Origin of the sequence: Marichromatium bheemlicum (assembly GCF_012276755.1) — a bacterium.
In the GTDB taxonomy this organism is placed as follows: domain Bacteria; phylum Pseudomonadota; class Gammaproteobacteria; order Chromatiales; family Chromatiaceae; genus Marichromatium; species Marichromatium bheemlicum.
This window is the reverse complement of record NZ_JAAXKX010000001.1, coordinates 332,900-355,506: the sequence shown is the minus strand read 5'-3', so window position 1 is coordinate 355,506 and position 22,607 is coordinate 332,900. Positions and strand designations below refer to the sequence as shown.

Annotated in this window: 18 protein-coding genes; 10 read left to right on the top strand and 8 right to left on the bottom strand. The window is 69.0% G+C overall.

What is annotated here, in order from left to right; all coding sequences use genetic code 11:
* Window positions 1-277: 277 nt before the first annotated feature.
* The 4 genes from HF203_RS01505 to HF203_RS01490 all read left to right on the top strand — a co-directional run bounded on the left by HF203_RS01505 (window position 278) and on the right by HF203_RS01490 (window position 8,570).
* Window positions 278-2,830, top strand: coding sequence for a methyl-accepting chemotaxis protein (locus HF203_RS01505; RefSeq protein WP_168665862.1), 2,553 nt, complete (start codon window positions 278-280; stop codon window positions 2,828-2,830).
* A gap of 657 nt (window positions 2,831-3,487) precedes the next feature.
* The gene (locus HF203_RS01500; RefSeq protein ID WP_168665860.1) at window positions 3,488-4,159 is read left to right on the top strand and encodes a CerR family C-terminal domain-containing protein; all 672 of its coding nucleotides are present in this window, start codon (window positions 3,488-3,490) and stop codon (window positions 4,157-4,159) included.
* The gene (locus tag HF203_RS01495; RefSeq protein WP_168665858.1) at window positions 4,150-5,469 is read left to right on the top strand and encodes an efflux RND transporter periplasmic adaptor subunit; all 1,320 of its coding nucleotides are present in this window, start codon (window positions 4,150-4,152) and stop codon (window positions 5,467-5,469) included. Before HF203_RS01500 ends, HF203_RS01495 begins: the two co-directional genes overlap by 10 nt.
* On the top strand, window positions 5,466-8,570 hold the full coding sequence (locus HF203_RS01490; protein ID WP_168665856.1) for an efflux RND transporter permease subunit: 3,105 nt from the start codon (window positions 5,466-5,468) through the stop codon (window positions 8,568-8,570). The genes HF203_RS01495 and HF203_RS01490 overlap by 4 nt, the downstream gene beginning before the upstream one ends.
* Before the next feature lie 71 nt (window positions 8,571-8,641).
* Here the strand turns inward: HF203_RS01490 and HF203_RS01485 are convergent, their stop codons facing one another.
* A complete protein-coding gene (locus HF203_RS01485; protein ID WP_168665854.1) occupies window positions 8,642-9,085 on the bottom strand; it encodes a MarR family winged helix-turn-helix transcriptional regulator in 444 nt (147 codons plus the stop codon).
* Window positions 9,086-9,164: 79 nt separating this feature from the next.
* On the opposite strand from HF203_RS01485, the gene HF203_RS01480 reads away from it, so the two are divergent.
* From HF203_RS01480 to HF203_RS01455, 6 genes are all read left to right on the top strand, one after another.
* Entirely contained in the window at window positions 9,165-9,617 is a 453-nt protein-coding gene (locus tag HF203_RS01480; RefSeq protein WP_168665845.1) for a hypothetical protein, read from the top strand.
* A 15-nt stretch (window positions 9,618-9,632) separates the two neighbouring features.
* The gene (locus tag HF203_RS01475) at window positions 9,633-10,034 is read left to right on the top strand and encodes a hypothetical protein (protein WP_168665843.1); all 402 of its coding nucleotides are present in this window, start codon (window positions 9,633-9,635) and stop codon (window positions 10,032-10,034) included.
* Entirely contained in the window at window positions 10,034-11,146 is a 1,113-nt protein-coding gene (locus HF203_RS01470; RefSeq protein ID WP_168665841.1) for an efflux RND transporter periplasmic adaptor subunit, read from the top strand. The genes HF203_RS01475 and HF203_RS01470 overlap by 1 nt, the downstream gene beginning before the upstream one ends.
* A 9-nt stretch (window positions 11,147-11,155) precedes the next feature.
* On the top strand, window positions 11,156-14,323 hold the full coding sequence (locus HF203_RS01465; protein WP_168665839.1) for an efflux RND transporter permease subunit: 3,168 nt from the start codon (window positions 11,156-11,158) through the stop codon (window positions 14,321-14,323).
* 164 nt (window positions 14,324-14,487) lie between these two features.
* Window positions 14,488-15,324, top strand: coding sequence for a helix-turn-helix transcriptional regulator (locus HF203_RS01460; RefSeq protein WP_168665837.1), 837 nt, complete (start codon window positions 14,488-14,490; stop codon window positions 15,322-15,324).
* Between the two features lie 88 nt (window positions 15,325-15,412).
* Window positions 15,413-16,276 (top strand): DMT family transporter, encoded by an 864-nt coding sequence (locus HF203_RS01455; protein ID WP_168665835.1) that lies wholly within the window; start codon window positions 15,413-15,415, stop codon window positions 16,274-16,276.
* A gap of 5 nt (window positions 16,277-16,281) precedes the next feature.
* Here HF203_RS01455 and HF203_RS01450 read toward each other — a convergent pair whose 3' ends face one another.
* The 7 genes from HF203_RS01450 to hisS form a co-directional block, all read right to left on the bottom strand.
* Window positions 16,282-16,677 carry a DUF2750 domain-containing protein gene (locus HF203_RS01450; protein WP_168665833.1) on the bottom strand — a complete coding sequence of 132 codons (396 nt, stop codon included), beginning with the start codon at window positions 16,675-16,677 and terminating at the stop codon, window positions 16,282-16,284.
* Window positions 16,678-16,751: 74 nt separating this feature from the next.
* Window positions 16,752-17,204 carry a hypothetical protein gene (locus HF203_RS01445; RefSeq protein WP_168665831.1) on the bottom strand — a complete coding sequence of 151 codons (453 nt, stop codon included), beginning with the start codon at window positions 17,202-17,204 and terminating at the stop codon, window positions 16,752-16,754.
* A gap of 14 nt (window positions 17,205-17,218) precedes the next feature.
* Window positions 17,219-17,869 (bottom strand): hypothetical protein, encoded by a 651-nt coding sequence (locus HF203_RS01440; protein ID WP_168665829.1) that lies wholly within the window; start codon window positions 17,867-17,869, stop codon window positions 17,219-17,221.
* 93 nt (window positions 17,870-17,962) lie between these two features.
* On the bottom strand, window positions 17,963-19,363 hold the full coding sequence (der, locus tag HF203_RS01435; protein WP_168665827.1) for a ribosome biogenesis GTPase Der: 1,401 nt from the start codon (window positions 19,361-19,363) through the stop codon (window positions 17,963-17,965).
* A gap of 5 nt (window positions 19,364-19,368) precedes the next feature.
* Entirely contained in the window at window positions 19,369-20,604 is a 1,236-nt protein-coding gene (gene bamB, locus HF203_RS01430) for an outer membrane protein assembly factor BamB (protein WP_168665825.1), read from the bottom strand.
* A 20-nt stretch (window positions 20,605-20,624) separates the two neighbouring features.
* Window positions 20,625-21,254, bottom strand: a complete 630-nt coding sequence (locus HF203_RS01425; protein WP_168665823.1) for a tetratricopeptide repeat protein — start codon at window positions 21,252-21,254, stop codon at window positions 20,625-20,627.
* A gap of 60 nt (window positions 21,255-21,314) precedes the next feature.
* Window positions 21,315-22,580, bottom strand: coding sequence for a histidine--tRNA ligase (gene hisS / locus HF203_RS01420; protein ID WP_168665821.1), 1,266 nt, complete (start codon window positions 22,578-22,580; stop codon window positions 21,315-21,317).
* Window positions 22,581-22,607: the final 27 nt, after the last annotated feature.

The window sequence follows — 22,607 nt, the reverse complement described above, 5'->3', positions numbered from 1 at the left end:
TGTCCCTTCTGTAATGAACCAGAGTTGCGACCTGGTGTCGTGAAATGGCCGCGGCAGCGCGGTAACTCTCCCGCCGACCGATGCGCGACAGATGGTAAAGAGGGTCGGATTGAGATGAAAAGCTTGATCTGACACACACTGTTTGTTGTTTGCCATGGACGAATGCGGCCAAGACTGGTTTGTTGCGTGGGTTCGCGCTTGGATGCGACGAGCGATCCGGGGGGATGCGTCAACGCAGGCGCGAGCGTCCGACAGTAGATAGTGAGGAGATACTAGTGTGACGCTACTCAATCGACACTCGATTGGTTTCAAGATCGCCCTGTGGTCAGGGCTGACGCTGATCGTACTCGGCGGCGGGATCACTGCCTATGCCCTGAATCAGATGGGGCAGATGGCCGAGCAGCAGCGCGTCGAGGCGCTGGAGAATGCGCGGGCCTTCATCGTCAACGCCGCGCGTGAGCAGGCGGCGGTGATCAAGGCCGATGCCGATCGCGCGCTGGGTACGGTGCGCAGCCTGGCGCAGGCCTTCGCCTCGGCCGCGCACAAGGACGGCGAGGCGCTGAACGAGTCCGACTGGGCGCGACTGCGCGCCCGCTATACACGAATGGAAGTGGTCTCGGAGCTGGCCGCTAGCGCGATCGCGCCGTTGGTCGCCGCCGCCGAGCGGGGTGAGATGCCGCTGGCCGAGGCCCAGGACCGTGCCATCGAGCTGGTGCGCAGCATGCGCTTCGATGGTGACAACTACCTGTGGATCCAGGACACGGGGACGCCCTATCCACGGATGGTCATGCACCCCTACCAGTCCCAGCTCGAGGGGCAGGTGATGAGCGACCCGCGCTACAACACCGCGATGGGTCGTAACGAGAACTTCTTCGTTGCCCTCAATCAACAGGTTCGTGCCGAGGGCGCCGGCTACATCCACTATGACTGGACCCGTCCGGGTCAGCCTGGCACCGCCCCCAAGCTCTCCTATGGTCGTCTGATCCCGGAGTGGGGTTGGGTGCTCGCCTCCGGGTTGTGGGCCGACGAGATGTCCTTCTACAGCCGTGACGACATCAACCAGATGTTGCGCTCGGTACTGGCCGATAACCCCGGTTTCGTCGGTCTCTATACCATCTGGGAGCCGAATGCCTTCGATGGCATGGATGCAGAGTTCGCCAATGCCTTGGGGACCGATGCCAGTGGCCGTTTCATTCCCTATTGGGGTCGTACCCGTAACGGTGAGCTGGCGCTCGAGGCCGCGCACGATTTCGACGTGCCCGGTACCGGCGATTATTACCTGATCCCCAAGCGCACCGGTGAGGAACACGTCCAACCGCCCTATCTCTACGAGGTGCAGGGACGCGAGCAGCTGATCACCTCGCTGGCGGTGCCGATCATGAACAACAACCGCTTCCGCGGTGTGGTCAGTGTCGATGTGGGGCTCGCACACCTGCAGGGGCTGATCGAGGAGGTGGCCGCCAAGCTCTACGATGGTCGCGGCAAGATCGCCCTGGTCTCCTACGATGGCACCCTGGTCGCCTCCAGCCGCCGCCCGGATCTGGTCGGACAGTCCTTTGCCGATCTGCATCGCGATTCGGCCCGCATCCTCAAGGGGATCCAGGCCGGTGAGACCACCGTCGACGAGATCGATGGCGAACTGCTGGCGTTCGTGCCGGTGCAGCTCGGCGCCGGCGGGCGTCCCTGGTCGGTCGGTGTCGCCGTCCCCATGGATGTGGTCACGGCGGCCGCCGACCGTGCTGATGCGACCGCCAAGCGTGCCGCTGCGGTGATGCTCGGCGTGGCCTTGCTCTGCATGGTCGTCGGCGTCGTGGTGATGCTGTTGGTGGCGCGGGTGATCGTCAATCGCATTCGTGGTGTCTCCGATACCATGCGCGACATCGCCGAGGGCGAGGGCGACCTCACCCGAACCATCGAGATCCACGGCAAGGACGAACTCGCCGAACTGGCCACCGCCTTCAACATGTTCCAGGCCAAGGTGCGTGAGCTGGTCTCTCAGGTTGCTGCCGGTGGCGAGCGCTTGGCCGCCGCTGCCGAGGAACTCTCGGCCACCAGTGAGCAGACCGATGACCAAGTGCGCCAGCAGCAGGCCGAACTCGATCAGGTCGCCACGGCGATGAACGAGATGACCGCCACCGTGGCCGAGGTGGCACGCCACGCCACCGAGGCGGCCGAGGCGACACGTCGTGCCGACGAGGACGCCTCAGCCGGTCGTGATGTGGTGGCTCGCACGGTGGCCTCGATCGAGACCTTGTCCAACCACGTCGACGAGGCCACGACCGTGATCGGCCGGCTCTCGGACGACTCGGTCGAGATCGGCAAGGTGCTCGATGTGATCCGGGGGATCGCCGAGCAGACCAACCTGCTCGCGCTCAACGCTGCGATCGAGGCGGCACGCGCTGGCGAACAGGGTCGCGGTTTCGCGGTGGTCGCCGACGAGGTCCGCACCCTGGCCAGCCGCACCCAGGCCTCGACCACCGAGATCCAGGAGATGATCGAGCGGCTGCAGTCCGGGGCCGGTCAAGCGGTGACGGTGATGGAGGAGAGCCGGACCCAGGCCCAGGAGAGCGTTGGCATGGCCGCCAAGGCCGGTGACTCGCTCGAACAGATCACCGAGGTGGTGAGCGGGATCAAGGACATGAACACCCAGATCGCCAGCGCCGCCGAGGAACAGGCCGCCGTCTCCCAGGAGGTCGACCGCAACCTGATCAACACCACCCAGGCGATCGAGGGCATTGCCACCGGCTCGACCCAGATCAACAACGCTGCGGGTGAGCTGGCTCAGCTCGCGGCCGAGCAACAGGAGCGTGTCGGGCGGTTCAAGTTCTAGACCGTCCATGCCAGTCGGGCGCCGGGCAATCCGGCGCCCGGGTTTTTTAGCCTTCAGCCTTCAGGAAATTGAACCGCGATGGCGCGAAGGACGCGAAGGGTTTGTGGGGTGGTGGGGTAGGCGGTTTTTTCGCGAGTCGTCAGCCGTTAGCCTCCAGCCTCCAGCCTCCAGCCTCCAGCCTCCAGCCTCCAGCCTCCAGCCTCCAGCCTCCAGAGAATTGAACCGCAAAGCCGCGAAGGACGCGAAGGGTTTGATGGGGGGGGCGGTTTTTTTGCGAGTCGTTAGTCGTCAGCTTCCAGCCTTCAGTCTTCAATGAATTGAACCGCGATGGCGCGAAGGGCGCGAAGGGTTTGAGGGTGGTAGGCGGTTTTTTCGCGAGCCGTCAGCCTCCAGACTTCCAGTCTCCAGCCTTCAGTGAATTGAACCGCAATGGCGCGAAGGGTGCGAAGGGTTTGATGGGGTGGCGGGTTGGTTTCCGCCTTTGTGTCCTTTGCGGCTTTGCGGTTCAAGCTTTGCGGTTCAAGCTCCTGGAGACTGACTCAACCGCTGCCAGCGATTCAGCCGTGCCTCTGTGGGGATAGAATTCAAACGATCGTTTGAGTTAAACATTCGTTTGAACTATGTTTCTGATGTGTTCCGATCAGCGAGTCCCTTGAGATGACCACCAGACCCTCTACCCAGGAGACCCGCGAGCGTCTGCTCGCGGCCGCGCTCGAGGCCTTCGGCCAGCGTGACTACGATGCGGTCAGCACCCGCGAGCTGGCCACTGCCGCCGGGGTCAACCTCGCCGCCATCTCCTATCACTTCGGCGGCAAGCACGGGCTCTATCTAGCCACCGCGCGGCTGCTCGGCGAGCGCATGCGCGCGCTGTTGCACGAGGACCTATCGTGGGTCCGCAGCGCCTATGCCGACGCCAGCCCCGAGGAGTGTCGGCGACTGGTCGGCGACCTGATCGGACGGCTGGCCGCGCGCCTGCTCGGCGACGCGTTCGGGCGTCACGTGCCGGGCCTGATCATCCGCGAGCAGGGGCAACCGACCGAGGCCTTCGAGATCCTCTACGAGACCCTGTTCGGCCCCATCCACCACGTCCTCGGCGAGTTGATCGGCCGTGCTCGCGGTCGCCCGGCCGACGACGACGAGACCCGGGTGATCGCCCATGCGCTGATCGGTCAGGCGGTGATCTTCCGCGCCGGTCGCACCGCACTGCTGCGTTACATGGATCGCGAGGGCTTCGACGAGGGCGACCTCGTTCACATCCGCCGAGTGGTCGCCGCGCTCGCCGAGAGCGCCCTCACCGGTCACGTTGAGGGAGACGAGCCATGCCTGTAGCACCGCCGCGTCATTGGCGTCGCCTGTTGTTGTTCCCCCCGATCATGCTGGGGGTGCTGATCCTGGTGCTGATGGTACGCGGGCGCGAGCCGCCGGCGCTCATCGAGCCGGTCGAGCCGGTGCGCGCGGCACGGGTGGTCGAGGCCAGCCTGGTGGCGCTCGCACCGACCGCTGCGGGTTATGGCTCGGTGCAACCCGATCGGGTGTGGGCGGCGGTGAGTCAGGTCGCCGGGCGGGTGGTGTGGGTCCACCCGAGGTTGCGCGAGGGCGAGATCCACGCCGCCGGCAGTGAGCTGCTGCGCATCGACCCGGTCGACTACGAGCTGCTGCTGGCGCAGGCGCGTGCCGAACTCGCCGATCTGGAGGTGCAGCGCGGCAACGCCGAGGCGCTGTTGGTGATCGAGCGGCGCAACCTCGAGCTGGCCGAGGCGGCGCTGGCGCGCAACCAGCGGCTGATCGGCCAGGGCACTACCTCGCAGAGCGTGGTCGATGATTCGGAGCGGGCGCTGCTTGCCAGTCGCGCCGAGGTGCGGCGGCTCGACAACACCCTGGCACTGATCCCCGCCCGGCAGGCCCTGCTCGAGGCCAAGGCGCGGCGCGCCGAGCGCGATCTCGCCCATACCCGCATCACCGCCCCCTTCGAGCTGCGGGTGGCCGATCTCGCGGTCGAGGCCGAGCAGTACGTCGGCGTCGGTCAGCGGTTGTTCGTCGGCGATTCCGTCGAGCGCATGGAGATCGAGGCGCAGGTGCCGCTGGCGTCGCTGCGGCGGTTGTTCCTCGATCGACCCGCGGTCGAGGTCGATGTCACCCGGCTCGGCGAGCTGGTCGCCTCGCTCACCGGGGTCGAGGCCCGCGTGCGGCTCGATCTCGGCAACCATGTCGCCGAGTGGGCGGCTGAGTTCGTGCGTTTCGACGACACCGTCGACCCGCGCACCCGCACCATGGGCGTGGTGGTCGCGGTCGATCGCCCCTTCGACAAGATCCGCCCCGGCTATCGCCCGCCGCTGTCGAAGAACATGTTCGTCGAGGTGGTGCTGCGCGGTCGTCCGGCTGGCGAGCAGCTGGTGGTGCCGCGCCTGGCGGTGCGCGACGGTGCGGTACTGGTGGCCGACGCCGAGGACCGGCTGCGCCGTCGCCCGGTCGAGGTGCGCTACACCCAGGGCGAGCTGAGCGTGATCGCCGCAGGGCTGGAGCCGGGGGCGCGGGTGGTGGTCTCCGATCTGGTGCCGGTGGTCGAGGGCATGCGTCTGGCCGTTGAGCCCGATGAGCGTCTGACACGGATGCTGCGCGCCCAGGCGGTGCAACCATGATCGCCTGGTTCGCCCGTCACCAGACCGCGGCCAACCTGCTGATGGCCGCGATCATGATCCTCGGCCTGGCGAGTCTGCCGGGGCTGCAGCGCGAGACCCTGCCCGAGGTCGCCAACGACGAGGTCGAGGTGCGGGTGGTCTATCGCGGCGCCACCCCGGACGAGGTCGAGGACGCCGTCTGCCGGCGCATCGAGGACGCGCTCGAGGCGGTCAACGACCTCGACGAGCTGCGCTGCGCCGCCACCGAGGGGCAGGGGGTGGCGGTCGCGGTGATGCGCGAGGGCGCGGAGATGATGCGCTTTCTCGACGACGTCAACGCCGAGGTCGAGGCCATCGACGACTTCCCCGACGAGACCGAGCGCCCGGTGGTGCGCGAACTCGGTCGCACCGACCCGGTGATCGCGGTGGCGGTCACCGGTCCCGATGACCCGGTCGCGCTCAAGGCCTATGCCGAGGACCTCGAGGCGCGGATGCTGGCCGAGACCGAGATCGCCCAGATCGACATCCAGGGCTTCTCCGATCATCACATCCGGCTCGAGATCCCGTCCTGGCGGTTGCGTCAGTACGGCCTGTCCGCCGCCGAGGTCGCCGAGGTCGTCGCCCGTCACAGCGTCGGCACCCCGCTCGGCTGGATCGAGGGCCCGGACGAGGACCTGCTGCTGCGCTTCGACGATCAGCGCAAGCGCGCCGCCGACTTCGCCGACCTGGTGGTGGTCTCGGGGGCGAGCGGGGCGCAGATCCGTCTCGGCGAGATCGCCACCATCACCGACCGCTTCGACCGCCCCGAGGACCAGGTGCACTTCGACGGACGGCGCGCCGCACTGCTGGTGGTGAGCAAGACCCGCGACCAGGACGTGCTCGACATCTACGAGACGGTGCGCGCCTTCGTCGCCGCCGAGCGCGAGCGTGCCCCCGCCGGGGTCGCGCTCGCGCTCACCCAGGACGTCGCCTCGATGGTCGGCGACCGGCTGGAGATGCTGGTGCGCAACGGTCTCCAGGGGCTGGCGCTGGTGTTCCTGGTGCTGTGGCTGTTCTTCGGTATCCGCTACAGCTTCTGGGTGACCATGGGGTTGCCGGTCTCCTTCCTCGGCGCCTTCGTGCTGATGCCGCTGTTCGGCATCACCGTCAACATGATCTCGATGGTCGGGCTGCTGATCGGCATCGGCCTGCTGATGGATGACGCCATCGTCATCGCCGAGAACATCGCCGCCCGGCTGGTGCGCGGCGCCGCCCCCGCCGAGGCGGCGATCGCGGGCGCGCGCGAGGTGCTGCCCGGGGTGCTCGCCTCCTTCGCCACCACCACCCTGGTGTTCGGCTCGCTGGTGTTCATCGGCGGGGATCTCGGGCAGATCTTGCGGATCATGCCGGTGGTGCTGTTGCTGGTGATCTCGGTGAGCCTGATCGAGGCGTTCTGGATCCTGCCCCATCATCTCAATCACGCCCTGGCACGCGAGCGTGGTCGTCCGCTCTCGCGGTTGCGCCGGGGCGTCGAGCGCGGCTTCGCGTGGCTGCGCGACGGGGTCTTCGGGCCGCTGGTCGATCGCGCCCTGGCGTGGCGTTATCTCACCCTCGGGTTGGCGTTGATGCTGCTCCTGGTCTCGGTGGCGATGGTCGCCGGCGGGCGGCTCAAATTCGTCGGCTTCCCCGAACTCGACGGCGATGTCATCGAGGCCCGGGTGCTGTTGCCGCAGGGCACGCCGCTGGCGCGTACCGAGGCGGTGGTGAGTGAACTCGAGGCAGCGCTCGGGCGTGCCGCCGCGCGGGTCATGGTCGGGCAATCCGACGACGGGCCGCTAGTGCGACACATCGCCGTGCTCTTCGGCCAGAACCCCGATGCCTACGAGGGCGGCGCCCATGTCGCCCGGGTGGTGGTCGACCTGCTCGAGGCCGAGCGGCGCGCCTTCCCCCTCGACGACCTGCTCGCGGCCTGGCGCGAGGAGACCGGGCCGCTGGCCGACGTCATCAACATCAAGTACACCGAGCCGGCGATCGGCCCGGCGGGGCGGGCGATCGACATCCGTCTGCTCGGCGCCGATCTCGACCGGCTGCGCGCGGCCTCGACCGAGTTCCAGGGCTGGTTGCTGGGCCATGCCGGGGTGCTCGATCTCGGCGACGACCTGCGCCCCGGCAAGCGCGAACTGCGGCTGCGGCTCAAGCCCGGCGCCGATGTCCTCGGGCTCGATGCCCGGGCGGTGGCCGAGCAGGTGCGTGCCGCCTTCCAGGGGGTGGAGATCGACGAGTTCCAGGTCGGGCGCGAGCGCTACGAGGTCAACCTGCGGGTGGTGGCGGCCGATCGCATGGGGCTCGATGATCTCGACGACTTCATGGTGATCGGCCCCGACGGCGTGCTGGTGCCGCTGTCGCTGGTCGCCGAGGTCGAGGAGGTGCGCGGCTGGGCGCGTATCCACCGCATCGACGGGCGCCGTGCGGTGACCATCCAGGGCGAGGTCGACCGCGAGCTGGTCAATGCCCGCGAGCTGCTCACCTTGGCCCAGGGCGAGTTCGTGCCCGGGCTGCGCGCGCATTACCCCGAGGTCCAGGTGGAGTTCCACGGCGAGATCCGCGAGTCGCGGCTCACCGGGCAGTCGATCGTCGGCAACGTGGCGCTCGGACTGATCGGGGTCTACATGCTGCTGGCGCTGCAGTTCCGCGGCTATCTGGCACCGCTGACGGTGATGGTGGTGATCCCGATGGCGCTGGTCGGGGTGGTGTTCGGCCATCTCGTGCTCGGCATCGATCTGGCGATGCCGAGCATGATCGGCATGGCCTCGCTGTTCGGCGTGGTGGTCAACGACTCCATCCTGCTGGTGGTCTTCATCCGCGCCGCGCGGGCGCGCGGCGCGGCGGTGGTCGAGGCCGCCGCCGAGGCGGCGCGATCACGGCTGCGCCCGATCCTGCTGACCTCGATCACCACCATCGCCGGGCTCACCCCGCTGTTGCTGGAGAAGAGCCTGCAGGCGCAGATCCTCATCCCGCTGGCCACCAGCCTGGCCTTCGGGCTGACCACCGCGACGCTCGCTGCGCTGCTGCTGGTGCCCGCGCTCTATGCCATCCTCGACGACCTCGGCTGGCTCGGCGCGCTGGGGGCCGAGCGCGACTGAGGTCTCGTCGTGTCGTCACGCCGTCGGTTGGGGGGCCGTACCCGGCAATCCAACACCGGCGGCCGGAGGGCTCAGACGGCCCCGTCGTCGGGCTGCAGTCCGGCGACGACCTTGCGCATCAGCGCGACGAAGGTCGCGCGCTCGGTCGCCGAGAGTCCGGCGAGGGCACGGGCGTTGACCGCCGTGGCCGCCGCCGTCGCCGGTCCCTCCAGGGCGCGGGCGGTCTCGGTCAGCCAGATGCGCTGGGCGCGCCCGTCGTGCGGGTCGCGTCGGCGCTGGATCAGGCCGTCGCGCTCCATCCGCGCCAGGGTGTTGGCCATGGTCGGTTGTTCGATGTCGAGCGCGGCGATCAGCTCGCGCTGGGTCAGCCCGTCGCCCTCCCACAGCACCAGCAGCGCCGGGAAGGTGCCGATGCTCAGGCCGAGTGGCTTGATCCGCGCCTGCAGCTCGCGTGCGAAGAGCCGCGCCAGGTGGTTGGCGAGATAGCCCGCCGAGTCGTCTCTGCTGAATGTCATGACGTCTTGATAGCACTTGTATAGCTTGGAATGCAATGCTATATAGCAAGCTATGTTTAACCCTGGAACGGAGACCGTCATGACCAAGTGGATCCATCCCCTTGCCGGCGCGCTGGCGCTGCTGACCATCCTCGGCTTCTGGCTCGCCACCGTGATCGTCGAGACCCTCGCCGCCCCGGCGGCCATCGTTGCGGTCAAGACCGCCATCCCCTGGGGCCTGCTGGTGCTGATCCCGGCGCTCGCGGCGGTCGGCGGATCGGGCTTCGCGCTGGCGCGTGATCGTCAAGGGGCGCTGGTCGCGGCCAAGCGCCGGCGGATGCCGATCATCGCCGCCAACGGGCTGCTGGTGCTGGTGCCCTGCGCCTTCTTCCTCGCCGCCAAGGCCGGGGCGGGGGAACTCGACGGCGTCTTCTACGCGGTGCAGGGGCTGGAGCTGGTCGCCGGTGCGGTCAACGCCACGCTGCTCGGGCTGAGCCTGCGCGATGGGCTGCGGTTGAGCGGCCGGCTGCGCGGCCAGCCGGTGCGGACCTGAGCGGGGGAGACGATCATGCGTATCCGGCTGTCACTCCTGTTCGTCGCCGTCGCGCTGCTCTCCGGCGGCTGCGGCGCACCCCATCTGCACCAGGTCCACGAGGCCGAGCAGCGCTTGCTCGGCGCTGAGGTCGAGCGGCTCGCGCACTGTGTCGGCGAGCCGCTGTCGGTCACTCGATCGGCCACGGATCCCGGTGTCACGCTGCGCCATTACTCCTCGGCGCAGCGCCGCGGCGCCGATGGCCTGCTGCGTGCCACCCCGGTCCCGGACCCCGAGGACGACGCCCGCGCCTGTGTCTTCGACATCCGCGTGCGCGACGGTCGTGTCGTCGCCATCGCCAGCGACAACCGCGCCGGCTGGGGCTTTGGCAGCATCAAGCGCTGCTCGGCGGTGATCGGGCGGTGCGGGGGTGGTTGATGGGCGTGCGTCCCTGGCCGTTGCTCCCGGCGCTGCTCGTGCTCGCTGGCTGCAAGACGCCGTCGGTACCGGCCGAGTTGCCGGTGCGTCCCATTGCCTGGACACGGGTCGAGACGGCGTCGGGCGAGCCGCAGCGCTGGCTCGCTGCGGTGGTGCGGGCCGTACGCCGCGCCCCCTTGAGCTTCGAGGTCGGTGGACGGGTCGAGCTGCTCGAGGTCGAGGTCGGCGAGCGTTTTGCCGCTGGTGCGCTGCTGGGGCGACTGGATGCGCGCCTGCACCGCTTGGTACGCGCCGAGCGTGTGAGTGAGGTCGCCGAGGCCGAGGCCAGGCTGCACGAGGCCGAGCGGGCGTTTGTGCGCCAGCGCGAGCTGCACGGTCGCGACTGGGCCTCGCAGGCGGCCTTCGACTCTGCCGAGGCGGCGCTCGGGAGTGCACGTGCCCGGCTGGAGACGGCGCGCGCCCGGTTGGCGCTCGCCGTCGAGAACCTGAGCGATACCGAGCTGTACGCGCCCTATGCCGGGGTGGTGACCCGCCGCCTGGCCGAGCCCGCGCAACGCGTCGCTGCCGGTGAGACGGTGCTGGAGATCCAGGGCGATGACCACCGCTTCGAGATCGCTCTGACCGTGCCCGAGACCCTGATCGGCCGACTGGAGCACGGCTCGATCCATCGCGTGAGGGTGCCGGCGCGTCCGGGGCTGACGCTGGAGGCGCGGGTTGCCGAGATCGGCGCCGAGGGTGATGCGGGTGGGACCTTCCCGGTCACCCTGCGCCTGCTCGAGCCCTGCGCCGAGCTGCGCACCGGCATGACTGCCGAGGTGGTACTGGTGGCCGATACCATGGACGGCGTTGGTCGGCGGCTTATCCCGGTGAGCGCCTTCCTCGTCGGCGAGGGCGATGAGCGCATCGCCTTCGTCTTTCGTGGCGAGGGCGGTGATGAGGGCATTGGCACCCTGGAGCGGCGCTCCATCGAACTGGGTGCGGTCGGGGCCGGTCGCGTCCTGGTGCGCGCGGGCCTGGGGCCGGACGAGATCGTCGCCACCCACGGGCTGACCTTCCTGCGTGCCGGGCAGCGGGTGAGCCTGCTCGGGGTCGGTGCACGACGCTACGACTGAGGCACGGTGATGACACTGAGCGAATTGGCCTTCCGCCATCGTCCGTTGGTCGCCCTGGTCCTGCTCGCGCTGATGGCCTTCGGGGCGCGCAGTTACTTCACCCTGCCCACCCGTGAGGATCCCAGGATCACTATCCGCGAGGCGGTGATCACCACCGAGTTCCCGGGGCTGTCGGCCGAGCGCATCGAGCGGCTGATCACCCGTCCGCTCGAGGAGGCGGTGCGTCGGGTGCCGGCGATCGAGGAGATTCGCTCGATCTCGATGCCCGGGGTCTCGATCATCCACGCCGAGACCTATCCCCATCTGTTTGCGCTCGATCAGGTCTGGGACGAGTTGCGCGATAAGGTCTCTCGGGCCCGGGGGCGGTTGCCCGAGGGCACGCGGACGCCGTGGGTCAACACCGACTTCGGCGACGTCGCCGTGGTCACGGTCGCGCTGCTCGCCGAAGACTTCTCCTGGCCTGAGCGTTTCGACATCGCCGAGCACGTGCGCGATCGGCTCTATGCCGTGCCCGGCACCAAGCGCGTCGATCTGTTCGGTGAGCAGCCCGAGCGCATCTTCGTCGAGATCGCCAACGCCAGGCTCGCCGAGTTGGGGCTGGACCCGCGACAGTTGGCGGCGGCGCTGCGCGAGCAGAACGTCATCGCCACCGGTGGCGTGGTGGACAGTGGTGCGAGTGCCATCCTGCTCGAGCCGAGTGGCAGCTTCGATGGCCTCGGCGCCGTTGGCGAGACCCTGGTCCGTCTCCCCGACGGTCGCGGCAGCATCGCGCTGCAGGATTTGGCCGAGCTGCGCCGCGCCACCATCGATCCACCGCAACGCCCGGTCTATTTCAACGGCCAGCCGGTGATCGTCCTCGCGGTATCGATGCATGATGGGGTGAGCGCGCTGCACCACGGTCGGGCGGTACGCGCCGCCCTGGAGCGGATCGAGGCTGGGCTGCCGGTGGGTTACCGGCTGGAGGTCATGACCTACCAGGCCGAGCAGGTCGCCAAGGCCGTCTACGGGGTGACGGTCAGCGTGTTGCAGACGCTCGCGATCGTGCTGCTGGTGGTGATCTTCTTCCTCGGGCTGCGCACCGGGCTGATCGTCGGTGCCATCGTCCCCGCCGCCATGCTCATCACGCTCGCGGTCATGGGCATGTTGGAGATGTCGCTGCAGCGCATGAGCCTGGCGACCCTGGTGATCGCGCTGGGGCTGTTGGTCGACAACGGCATCGTCATCGCCGAGGACTTCAAGCGCCGGCTCGAGGAGGGGTGCGGTCGCGACCAGGCGTTGCGCGAGGGGGGGCGAGAGCTGGCCTTGCCGTTGCTGGTCTCGACCCTGATCACCATCCTGGTGTTCCTGCCGCTGATGCTGGCCGAGCACACCGCCGGCGAGTACACCCGCTCCATCTCGCAGGTGATCCTGATCGCGCTGCTGAGTTCCTGGGTGCTGGCGATGACGGTGACGCCAACGCTCTGTCACCGCTTCATCGCCGTGGGCGAAGCCCGGAGCCTACCCGATCGCGTCTTCGCCTGGCTCGCCGCGATCTATGGGCGGCTGCTGCGTCGGGTGTTGCGTCACCGTATCTGGCTGCTGGCGATCATGCTCGGGCTGCTGGCGGTGGCCGTCGTCGGTATCGCCCAGGCGCCCAAGCGCTTCTTCCCCAACAGCGACCGCGCCCAGGTGCTGGTCTACATCGACCTGCCGGCCGGGGTGACCACGTGCACCACGGACGCCGCCATGCGCCGCATCCTCGCCGTGCTCGAACAGTCCCCGGGTATCCCCAACGTCGTCAGCCACGCCACCTACGTCGGACATGGCGGACCGCGCTTCGTGCTCTCGCTCACCCCCATCGATCCGGCGCCGAACGTGGCCTTCATGGTCGTCAACGTCGCCGGTATGGCGCACCTGGATCAGGTGGTGCACGACCTGCGGGCACTGTTCCGCACCCAGGCCCCGGAATTGGCCGCCCGCGTCAGCGAGATGTTCCTGGGTCCGAGCGACTCGACCCGGCTCGAGGTGCGGGTGCGTGGGCCGGATCCCGCTGTGTTGCGGGCTGCTGGGCAGCGTCTCGAACGCGCGCTGGCGGACCTGCCCGGGGCGATCGATATCCACTCCGACTGGTACAACCGCATCCCCAAGGTGGTGGTAGCGATCGATCAGGCGCGGGCGCGCCGCGCCGGGGTCAGTTCGGCCGAGATCGCCGAGGCGCTGGCGCGTGTGCTCGACGGCCAGCCCGTCACCGCGCTGCGCGAGACCGATGAGAGCGTCCCCATCCTGGTCCGTGCCCCGCGCGCCGAGCGCATCGACCTGGGACAGCTCGGCGCGCTGGAGATCTTCGCCCGCGAGCGCGCCACCAGCGTGCCGTTGGCGCAGCTGGCCGATTTGGAGCTGACCAGTGCGCAGGGGCGCATCGTCCGCGTCGACATGATGCGTACCCTCACCGTGTCGGCGCGCAACACCCGACTCACCGCTGAGGACATGGTGCCGCTGATCGCCCCGGCGCTGACCGCAATCGCCTCCGAGCTGCCGCCGGGACACTGGGTCGACTTCGATGGGGTCGTGGTCGACTCCGGCGAGTCGCGTGCCGCGCTCGCGGCCAACGTGCCCCTGGCGTTGGCAGTGATCCTGGTCCTGCTGGTGGGTCAGTTCAACGGCTACCGCCGTCCGCTCATCATCCTCGCGACCATCCCGTTGGTGTTGATCGGTGCCTCGGCCGGGCTGTGGGCCATGGGGGCGAGCTTCGGCTTCATGGTCATCCTCGGTCTGTTCTCGCTCTCGGGCATCATCACCATCAACGCCATCGTGTTGATCGAGCGCATCGACATCGAGCGCGCCGCTGCTGCCGATCCCCACGAGGCCATCGTCGTCGCCGCCACGCGGCGCCTACGGCCGATCCTCATGACCACCATCACCACCATCCTCGGCCTGATGCCGCTGATCCTCACCCAGGACCCGCTGTTCCACGGCATGGCCAGCGTCATCGCCTTCGGCCTGCTGGTCGGGACCCTGCTGACCCTGGGAGTGGTGCCGGTGCTCTATAGTCTGTTGGTGGTGGGACGGCTGGGGGCGGGCGCGGGCCTGTCACGGGCCAGGTCGGAGCGGGGCGGCGTCGGCGCAGGAACCGCACGCATCAGGTCGGCGCCGCACGGACGATCCATGTCTTGCGATCCGGGTCGAGGGAAAGCATGAGAATTGGTGGAGGTGTCGGCCATGGGGATGTCAGCATGCTGGGCGTGTTCATCGAGTGTATTGCGCCTTGTATGACATGACGATTCAGGGCTTGCATCCGTGAATCTTGCGCAGACGGCCTCCCCCGGCGCCCGTCGCTCAGGGCGACGACACCACTCCTGTCCATGACGCTCCGAGACCATCCTCCCCGCAGCCGCCAGCTCCCCGATCTCCCCGGGGTCGAGGTGCTGTGCGGGACCTTCCGTGACCATGCCTTTCCCCGTCACTGTCACGACGGGCTGATGATCGCCTTGATCGACGGCGGGGCGCAGCGGGTGGCGTCCGCCGGCGCCCGGCTGGTCGCCACGCCCGGGCAGATCGTCGCCATGCCGGCCGGCGTGGTCCATGCCGTCTCGGCGATCGACGCCGAGGGTTGGCGTTATCGCGTGCTAACCATTCCCGAGCGCCTGCTGCAGCAGGTGAGCGAGCGTCCACCCGCTGGGTTCGCGTCCGCCCCCGTCATCAGTGACCGGGCGCTTGCAGCGGCCTTGGCCGCCACGCATGAGGCGCTGACCGATCGCGTGACCTCGCTGAGCTTCGAGACCCGGTTGCTCGATGTGCTCGCCCACTTCCTCGCGCGGCACGCGCGCCCGTGCCCCACGATCGTGCGCAGCGGGCGCGAGCCCGAGGCGGTGCGCCGCGCGCTGGAGTATCTCGGCGACTGCCCGGAGCGCGGGGTCTCGCTCACCGAGCTGGCCACGGCAGCGCGGCTCGATGCCTACCGCTTGGTCCGTGCCTTTACCCGTGAGCTGGGGTTGCCGCCCCATGCCTGGCACCTGCAGCATCGGCTGCGTACGGCGCAGTCGCGACTCGCCCGGGGTGAGGCGGTCGTCGCCGTCGCCCTGGCGCTGGGGTTCGCCGACCAGGCCCACTTCACCCGCGCCTTCAAGCGCTTGACCGGGGTGACCCCGGGGCGTTATCGCGCCGACCACGGTCATCCGCGGACACGGTGCCGACGCTAGGCGCCAAGATCGTTCAAGACAGTGCCGTCGGCGCCTCCTAGCCTGCGTGCGTCTTGAGGCGATGAGGGGGGGCACTGTGCTGCGAGGGATGAGACTGACGGGTTCGGTCGAGGTGGTCGGACTGGGGGCCGCGCTGGTGACCCCGGTGGCCTGGGGGTTGACCGGGGTCTTCGTGCGCTTGTTGCCCGACCTGCCGGCGACGGAGATCGTCGTCGCCAGACTGGGTGTCGGGCTACTCGTACTGGCGCCCTTCCTGCTGATCCATCGGCGCCAGGCCGTGCAAGCACTGCGCACGCCCTTGCCGCTGACGATGGGGCTCTACTATGTGCTGGCCACCGAGGCCTTCGTGCGTGCGCCGGTCGTCGAGGTGACCCTGGTGATCGGTGCGGCGCCGGTGATTGCGGTGCTCCTACAGTGGGTTGGTGGCGTGGCGCCGAGTGGACGTCAGCTCTGGTGTGTCGCGCTTGCGCTCGCGGGGCTGGTGCTCTATCTCGCCCCGGCCTTGGGCACGGGTAGCCTGGGTGTCGGTCACGGGCTTGCGTTCGGCTGCGCCCTGGTCGCGGCGCTCTATGCGCTCGGGGTGCGCCGGCGCGCGCTCGCTGGGGGCTGTCCACACCCACTGGCGCTCACTGCGGTGGCCTGTCTCTGGGGGTTGGTCGTGAGCCTGCCCTGGCTGTGGGGCTCAGCCCCACGCTGGCCGGTTGCTGCGGAGTTGCCGGTGATCCTGGCGCTCGCCCTGGTCTCGACCGTGTTGCCGACCTTGTCCTATGGGATCGCTGCCGCTCGTCTGTCCCCGGTGATCACTACGACCCTGGGGCTGCTCACGCCCCTGGTCGCCGCCCTGGCCGCTGTCGCGGTGCTCGGTGAATGGCCGCACCCGGCCTCGCTGCCGGGTGCGGTGATGACGCTCGCGGGTCTGTTCCTGCTGGTACGGACACCGGCGCGGGGGTGACGCGCTTAGTCGCGCGCGCGCTGCGCGGCCTCGAGGTCGGCGAGCAGCTCCAGTGGGTCGACCACCATGCCACTGCCGTCGGGGGCGGCGAACACCGAGACCAGGCGCTCGTCGCGGTCCATGCCGGGGAGCCAGCGCTCCATGAAGATGTCGAGCGCGAGCGCCTCGGGGCGGCAGTCGGCCCAGTCGTCGTCGGCCAGGGCGGCGGCCAGCTCCGCGGCCGGCCAGAAGGGGAAGCAGTCGGTGTCGTCCTCGTCGCTGAAGGCGACGAAGCCGTCCTCGGCGCACAGCGTCCACACCTGGCCGTGCTCCAGCACCTCGGTGAGGAACAGGGTGTAGCGCTCGGGGGCCGGGAGGTCGAACAGGGCGGCGAGTTCCTGGGTGGAGCGTGGTGCGTTCATCGTAGGGCCCCCTTGCGGTCGGGTGGTTTGGGTTGCACTCCGCATTGTATGACAGCTGGGCGCATCCCGGGGGCTCAGGGTGCGGGCGCGGCGCGCACGACCCGCTGTCGCCAGCCGGCGTGGCAGGCGATGCAGGCATGATCGAGCCGGGCGAGGGCATCGAGTGCCGTGCCCCAGTCGGCCTCGCGCGCGGCCTCGAGTGCGGCGCCGGCATGGCGGTCGAGCTGCGGGTCGAAGACGAGCAGCGCCTGCTTGAAGGCGTCACGATCGGCCGGGGCCATGATCGTCCAGGGGCGATGACGCGGCGCCGGGTGGTCGAGGATCATGCGCGCGCCGATGGCCACCAGTTCGGCGTTCTCGCGCAGGATGCCGCGCTGGATGGTGCCGACGGCCTCGCCCATCAGCTCCATCAGCTGGCGGTAATCGATATCGGCGCGGGTCTTGCCCGCGACCAGTTCCTCGGCGCTCTCGGCATGCACCGTGGTGCCGAGCAGTGCGGTGACGAGCAGGATGGCGAGTCGTTTCATCGATCGGGCCCGGATCACCAGGGGACCATGGCGTCCATGACGCGGAAGGGCACGCCCATGGCTCGGGTGTCGCTGGCCATGCCGCCGACGCCCTGGCGCATCAGCAGGGTGTCGTACTGGATGCGGCCGATGGTGGCGTTCATCTGGGTCATGTCGCGGCTCATCGCGGTGATGTCGGTGGACAGGCCGTCGATGCTCACACGCATCCGGCTCATGTCCTCGCGCATCGCCTCGATGCTGGTGCGCATCGCGCCCATGTCCCCGGCCATCGTGGCCATGTAGCTCTCTCCCTGGGCCTTGAACTCGAAGGGGCGGGTGCGGGCGTCGTCGGCGGCATGGCCCATGTTGTACATGTAGTCCTCCATCCGGTTCATGTCACGGGCCATCATGAACACCAGGTAGAAGAGCACGGCGCCGATGAGCAGCGCAAACAGGCCGAGTACGCTGGTGTACCACTTGGCACGGGTGTGGCGTCGCTCCTCGATGCGCAGCTGTTGCTCGAGTCCGCGGATGTCGGTGAGCTGGCGCTCGGGGCCGCTCGCCGCGAGCAGCCGTTCGAGCTGTGCGCTGAGTCGGGTGCGCTGTGCGGTGTCTTCCCGCAACGCCTCGATCAGCGCCTCGATTCCGTGTCGGGGTGCGTTGTCCCCGGTAGTTGGCTCGGCCATGTGCCCCTCGTCCTGAGTGTTGCTGGGGGGGCGATTATAAGGGGATTGGTCGGGGGGAGAGGAGGCGAGGTGCGTCCCTGCACCGGGGCGTGCTCAGCGCTTGCGCGAGGTGAACTTCTTGAGCCGCTGGCGGCTCTTGATCTGGCGCGGGGTGAGCGGGTTGCGCTTGCCCTCGTAGGGGTTATCGCCGCTCTTGAACTCCAGGCGCAGCGGGGTGCCGAGGAGATCGAGTTCGCGACGGAAACGGTTGATCAGGTAGCGCTTGTAACTCGCCGGGGTCGCATCGGTCTGGTTGCCGTGGATGACCACGATCGGTGGGTTGCGCCCGCCCTGGTGGGCATAGCGCAGTTTGATGCGTCGCCCGCGTACCAGCGGTGGTTGGTGCTCCTGCACCGCCGCCTCGAGCAAACGGGTCAGCTCCGGGGTGGAGAGGTCGCGGGTGGCATTGGCATAGGCCTGGTCGACATCGTCGAGCAGCAGCCCGACGCCGCTGCCGTGCAGCGCCGAGATGCGGTGCAGCTTGGCGAAGTCGAGGAAGCCGAGCTTGCGGGTGAACTGTGCCTTGATCCGCTCACGCTCGTCGGCGTCGAGTCCGTCCCACTTGTTGATCGCCACCACCACGGCGCGACCGCTGTCGATGACATGGCCGGCGAGGGTGGCGTCCTGCTCGCCGATGCCGGCATGGGCGTCGATCACCAGGACCACCACGTTGGCCGCCTCGATCGCCTGCAGCGTCTTGATCACGCTGAACTTCTCGATCGCCTCCTTGACCTTGGCGCGGCGGCGCAGTCCGGCGGTGTCGATCAGGGTATAGCGTCGGCCCTCGCGTTCGAAGGGCACGAAGACGCTGTCGCGGGTGGTGCCGGGGCTGTCGAAGGCGACCACGCGCTCCTCGCCGACGAGACGGTTGATCAGGGTCGACTTGCCGGCATTGGGGCGACCGACGATCGCCACCTTGACGCCCCGCTCGTCGTCGTCCTCGGGGGGTTCCTCCTCGACGGACTCGGGGAGCTGGGCGAAGACGTGCTCGACCAGCGGGCGGATCGCCATCCCCTGGGTGGCCGAGATCGGTAGCGGATCGCCGAGCCCGAGGGCGTGAAACTCGGCACTGGCGAGCAGCGGGTCGAGGGCATCGCTCTTGTTGACCACCAGGGTCATCGGTTTGCCGATGCGGCGCAGCCGCTCGGCGATGGCGACATCCTCCGGGGTGCAGCCGTCGCGCGCGTCGACCACGAACAGCAGGTGGTCGGCCTCTTCGATGGCCAGCTGTACCTGACGCTCCATCAGCGTCTCGACGCCCTCGGCGACGGTGGCGATGCCGCCGGTGTCGACGATGACGTAGGGGCCGGGGCCGACGCGGCCGACCCCGTACTGGCGATCGCGGGTGAGCCCGGGGAAGTCGGCGACCAGCGCGTCACGGGTACGCGTGAGCCGGTTGAACAGGGTCGACTTGCCGACGTTGGGACGGCCGACCAGGGTGATGACGGGGAGCATGGTATTCAGGGACTCGCGTTGTCGGCTTGCTCGGGGGCGTGTTGCGCCGTCCGCGCCGGGATGGCGCCGACGCTGAGGGCGCTCAGTGTCCCGTCGTCGGCATAGACATAGAGCCGCCCATCGGCGGCCAGCGGCGGTGCGGTGATCGGGGCCCTCTTGGTGATGCGGATGCGACCGAGCAGTTGGCCGTCGGTGGCGTCGAGCAGGTGCACATAGCCCTCCAGATCGCCGACCGCGACCACCGGCCCGAGCAGCGCCGGCGCGGTGAGGCGGCGATAGCGCAGCGCCTCCTGCACCCAGCGCCCGGCGCCGGTGACTGGGTCGGCGCCCCACACCTGATCGCGCGAGTCGGTGACAAACAGCGCCTCGGGGGTGGCGGCGAGACCGGCGTGAGCGGAGAGCTCGCGGCGCCACAGCACGGTGCCGGTGATGGCGTCGACCGCCGCCAGGTCGCCATTGTAGGTGCCGACGAACACCGTGGTGCCGACCAGTACCGGGTCGGCGTCGATGTCGGCGATGCGCGAGAGCTCGGAACGCCCGCTCGGTCGGGTGATGGTGACCTCCCACAGCGGGGTCCCGTCGGCGACATCGAACTTCAGCAACTTGCCGCCGGAGAGCCCGACGATGACCCCGTCCGGGGCGACTGCTGGGGTGCTGCTGCCGCGCAGGGTGAGTACCGGGGCGGGATAGCTGAGGTGCCAGCGCTGCTCGCCACTGTTCGCGTCGATGCCATAGACGCTGTCGTCGAGGGTATGGACGACGATGGTCTCGGCGGCGGCGAAGCGCGGGATCGAGAGCACCTCGCTGCCGAGCTGAGTGCGCCACAGCTCGGTGCCGTCGGCGGCGGCAAAGGCCGCCAGTTCACCACCAGTGGTGCCCAGCACCAAGCGCTCGCCCCGAACCTCGGGGCCGCCGCTGAAGGCCAACTCGGTCTCCTGGCGCCACAGCACGCGACCACTGTCGGCGGCCACCGCAGCGAGGGTGCCGCGGGCGTCGGCGACATAGAGCCGGTCGGCGGCGAGCGCCGGCACCAGATACAGCCGTCGCCCATCGGTGCCCTCGGTGACACGCGCCGACCACAGCGTGGTCGGGGTCAGCGCCTGGTCGAGTTCGGGCAACTCGCTCGGTGGCGTCGGGTCCTCCTCGCCCCCGAACCAGGGGATGAGGCCGCAGCCACCGAGCAGGGTGCTCAACAGCAGTGCGCCGGCGCTGGTGATCGCCGCTCTGGTGTGGATCGCCATAGCTTCCTTCCGTGTGTCGTCTAGCCGGCCGAGGGCAGGTTGTCGAGCTTGAGCTGGATCAGTTGCGACAGCGCAGCGCCACCCTCGATGGCCGTCTGGTAGGCGTCGCGGGCGGTGGCGAGGTCGCCACGCGCGGCGGCCAGATCACCGCGTACCGCGGCGAAGTCGGCGCTGAACTCGGGGCTGTCGTCATGGGCCGCGATGGTCGACTCGGCGGCATCGAGCGCGCCCTCGGCGAGCTGGACCCGTGCCAGGCGCAGCGCGGCGAGGCGTGCCAGCGCCGCGTCCGGGGCGTCATCCACCACCCGTTCGAGTCGGGCGATGGCCGCCTCGGCATCACCCGCTTGATAGAGCCCCTTGGCCGCGATCAGGGCGCCGAGCGCGGCATAGGGCGTGGCGCCGAAGTCGGCGTCGAGCTGCTCGGATTGCTTGGCCAGCACCGTGGCCGCGTCCGTGTCCTCGGCGCTGTAGAGCATCTGCTCGAAGTGGGTCGAGGCCTGGGCGGCGAGGTCGTTGCGGTAGTCGGTCCAGTAGCGCCAGCCGAAGATGATGACCAGGCCGAGCGCGAGACCGGCGATCACGGCGACGCCGTTGTCACGCCACCACTTCTTGATGGCCTCGGCCTTTTCCTCGTCGGTTTGGTAACTCACGGGTCTGTCCTCTGTGGGTGCGCGCGCGCTGTCGAGCGGCGCGGATGGTCTCGATGGGGCTCAGGCCGCTGTCTCGGCGAGCAGCGCGGTCAGCGCGGTGAAGTCGAGTTCGCGCTGCTCGATTTGCTCGCGCAGCGCCTTGACGCCGACCACACCGCGCTCGACCTCGTCCTCGCCGAGGATCAGCGCATAACGCGCGCCGCTCTTGTCGGCGCGCTTGAATTGGCTCTTGAAGCTGCCGCCGCCGGCGTGCACCTGCAGGCGCACGCCGGTGACGGCGTCGCGCAACCGCTCGGCGAGCACCGGCGCCTCTTGCTGGGCGCGCTCGCCGAGTGCGACCAGATAGGCGTCGATGCCGGGATCGGTCTGCGCGCCGCTCAGCTCGAGCAGCTCGACCAGGCGCTCGATGCCCATGGCGAAGCCGACGGCGGTGGTCGGACGACCGCCGAGCTGGGCGACCAGGCCGTCGTAACGACCGCCGGCGCAGACCGTGCCCTGGGCGCCGAGTTCATCGGTGATCCATTCGAACACGGTGCGGTTGTAGTAGTCGAGCCCGCGCACCAGGCGCGGATTGACCTGATAGTCGATGCCGGCGCGTTCGAGCCCGGCGCGGATGTGGTCGAGATGGGCGCGACTGCTCTCGCCGAGGTGATCGAGCAGCGAGGGCGCGCCGGCGACGATCTCGCGGGTCTGCGGATGCTTGGAGTCGAGCACCCGCAGCGGGTTGCTGTGCAGTCGCTTGCGGCTGTCCTCATCGAGTTGGTCGATGCGCGCCTCGAGGTAGGCGATCAGCTCGGCGCGATAGGCCGCCCGCTCCTCGGCATCGCCGAGCGAGTTGATCTCCAGGCGAAAGCCTTCGAGTCCGAGCGCGCGCCACAGTCGCGCGGTCATCAGCATCAGCTCGAGGTCGATGTCCGGCCCCTCGAGCCCGAAGACCTCGACCCCGATCTGGTGGAACTGGCGATAGCGCCCGCGCTGCGGGCGTTCGTAGCGGAACATCGGGCCGCGATACCACAGCCGCTGCGGCTGCATCAGCAGACCGTGCTCGATGGCCGCGCGCACGCAGCTCGCCGTCCCCTCGGGGCGCAGGCTGAGGCTGTCGTCGTTGCGGTCGGCGAAGGTGTACATCTCCTTCTCGACGATGTCGGTGACCTCGCCGATGGAGCGCTTGAACAGGTCGGTGACCTCGACGACCGGGGTGCGGATCTCGCGATAGCCGTAGCCCTCAAGGACTTGGCGTGCGGTGTCCTCGAGACGGTGCCAGGTGGGGATGCGGTCCGGCAGGATGTCGTGCATCCCGCGGATGGCTTGGATCTTCTTGCTCATGCTGGGCGGATACTGATGGCCTGTGGG

Coding starts and splice junctions, on each gene's coding strand:
- HF203_RS01500 (WP_168665860.1), top strand. CDS start 3,488: ATGACCACCAGACCCTCTACCCAGGAGACCCGCGAGCGTCTGCTCGCG.
- HF203_RS01495 (WP_168665858.1), top strand. CDS start 4,150: ATGCCTGTAGCACCGCCGCGTCATTGGCGTCGCCTGTTGTTGTTCCCC.
- HF203_RS01490 (WP_168665856.1), top strand. CDS start 5,466: ATGATCGCCTGGTTCGCCCGTCACCAGACCGCGGCCAACCTGCTGATG.
- HF203_RS01485 (WP_168665854.1), bottom strand. CDS start 9,085: ATGACATTCAGCAGAGACGACTCGGCGGGCTATCTCGCCAACCACCTG.
- HF203_RS01480 (WP_168665845.1), top strand. CDS start 9,165: ATGACCAAGTGGATCCATCCCCTTGCCGGCGCGCTGGCGCTGCTGACC.
- HF203_RS01475 (WP_168665843.1), top strand. CDS start 9,633: ATGCGTATCCGGCTGTCACTCCTGTTCGTCGCCGTCGCGCTGCTCTCC.
- HF203_RS01470 (WP_168665841.1), top strand. CDS start 10,034: ATGGGCGTGCGTCCCTGGCCGTTGCTCCCGGCGCTGCTCGTGCTCGCT.
- HF203_RS01465 (WP_168665839.1), top strand. CDS start 11,156: ATGACACTGAGCGAATTGGCCTTCCGCCATCGTCCGTTGGTCGCCCTG.
- HF203_RS01460 (WP_168665837.1), top strand. CDS start 14,488: ATGACGCTCCGAGACCATCCTCCCCGCAGCCGCCAGCTCCCCGATCTC.
- HF203_RS01455 (WP_168665835.1), top strand. CDS start 15,413: ATGAGACTGACGGGTTCGGTCGAGGTGGTCGGACTGGGGGCCGCGCTG.
- HF203_RS01450 (WP_168665833.1), bottom strand. CDS start 16,677: ATGAACGCACCACGCTCCACCCAGGAACTCGCCGCCCTGTTCGACCTC.
- HF203_RS01445 (WP_168665831.1), bottom strand. CDS start 17,204: ATGAAACGACTCGCCATCCTGCTCGTCACCGCACTGCTCGGCACCACG.
- HF203_RS01440 (WP_168665829.1), bottom strand. CDS start 17,869: ATGGCCGAGCCAACTACCGGGGACAACGCACCCCGACACGGAATCGAG.
- der (WP_168665827.1), bottom strand. CDS start 19,363: ATGCTCCCCGTCATCACCCTGGTCGGCCGTCCCAACGTCGGCAAGTCG.
- bamB (WP_168665825.1), bottom strand. CDS start 20,604: ATGGCGATCCACACCAGAGCGGCGATCACCAGCGCCGGCGCACTGCTG.
- hisS (WP_168665821.1), bottom strand. CDS start 22,580: ATGAGCAAGAAGATCCAAGCCATCCGCGGGATGCACGACATCCTGCCG.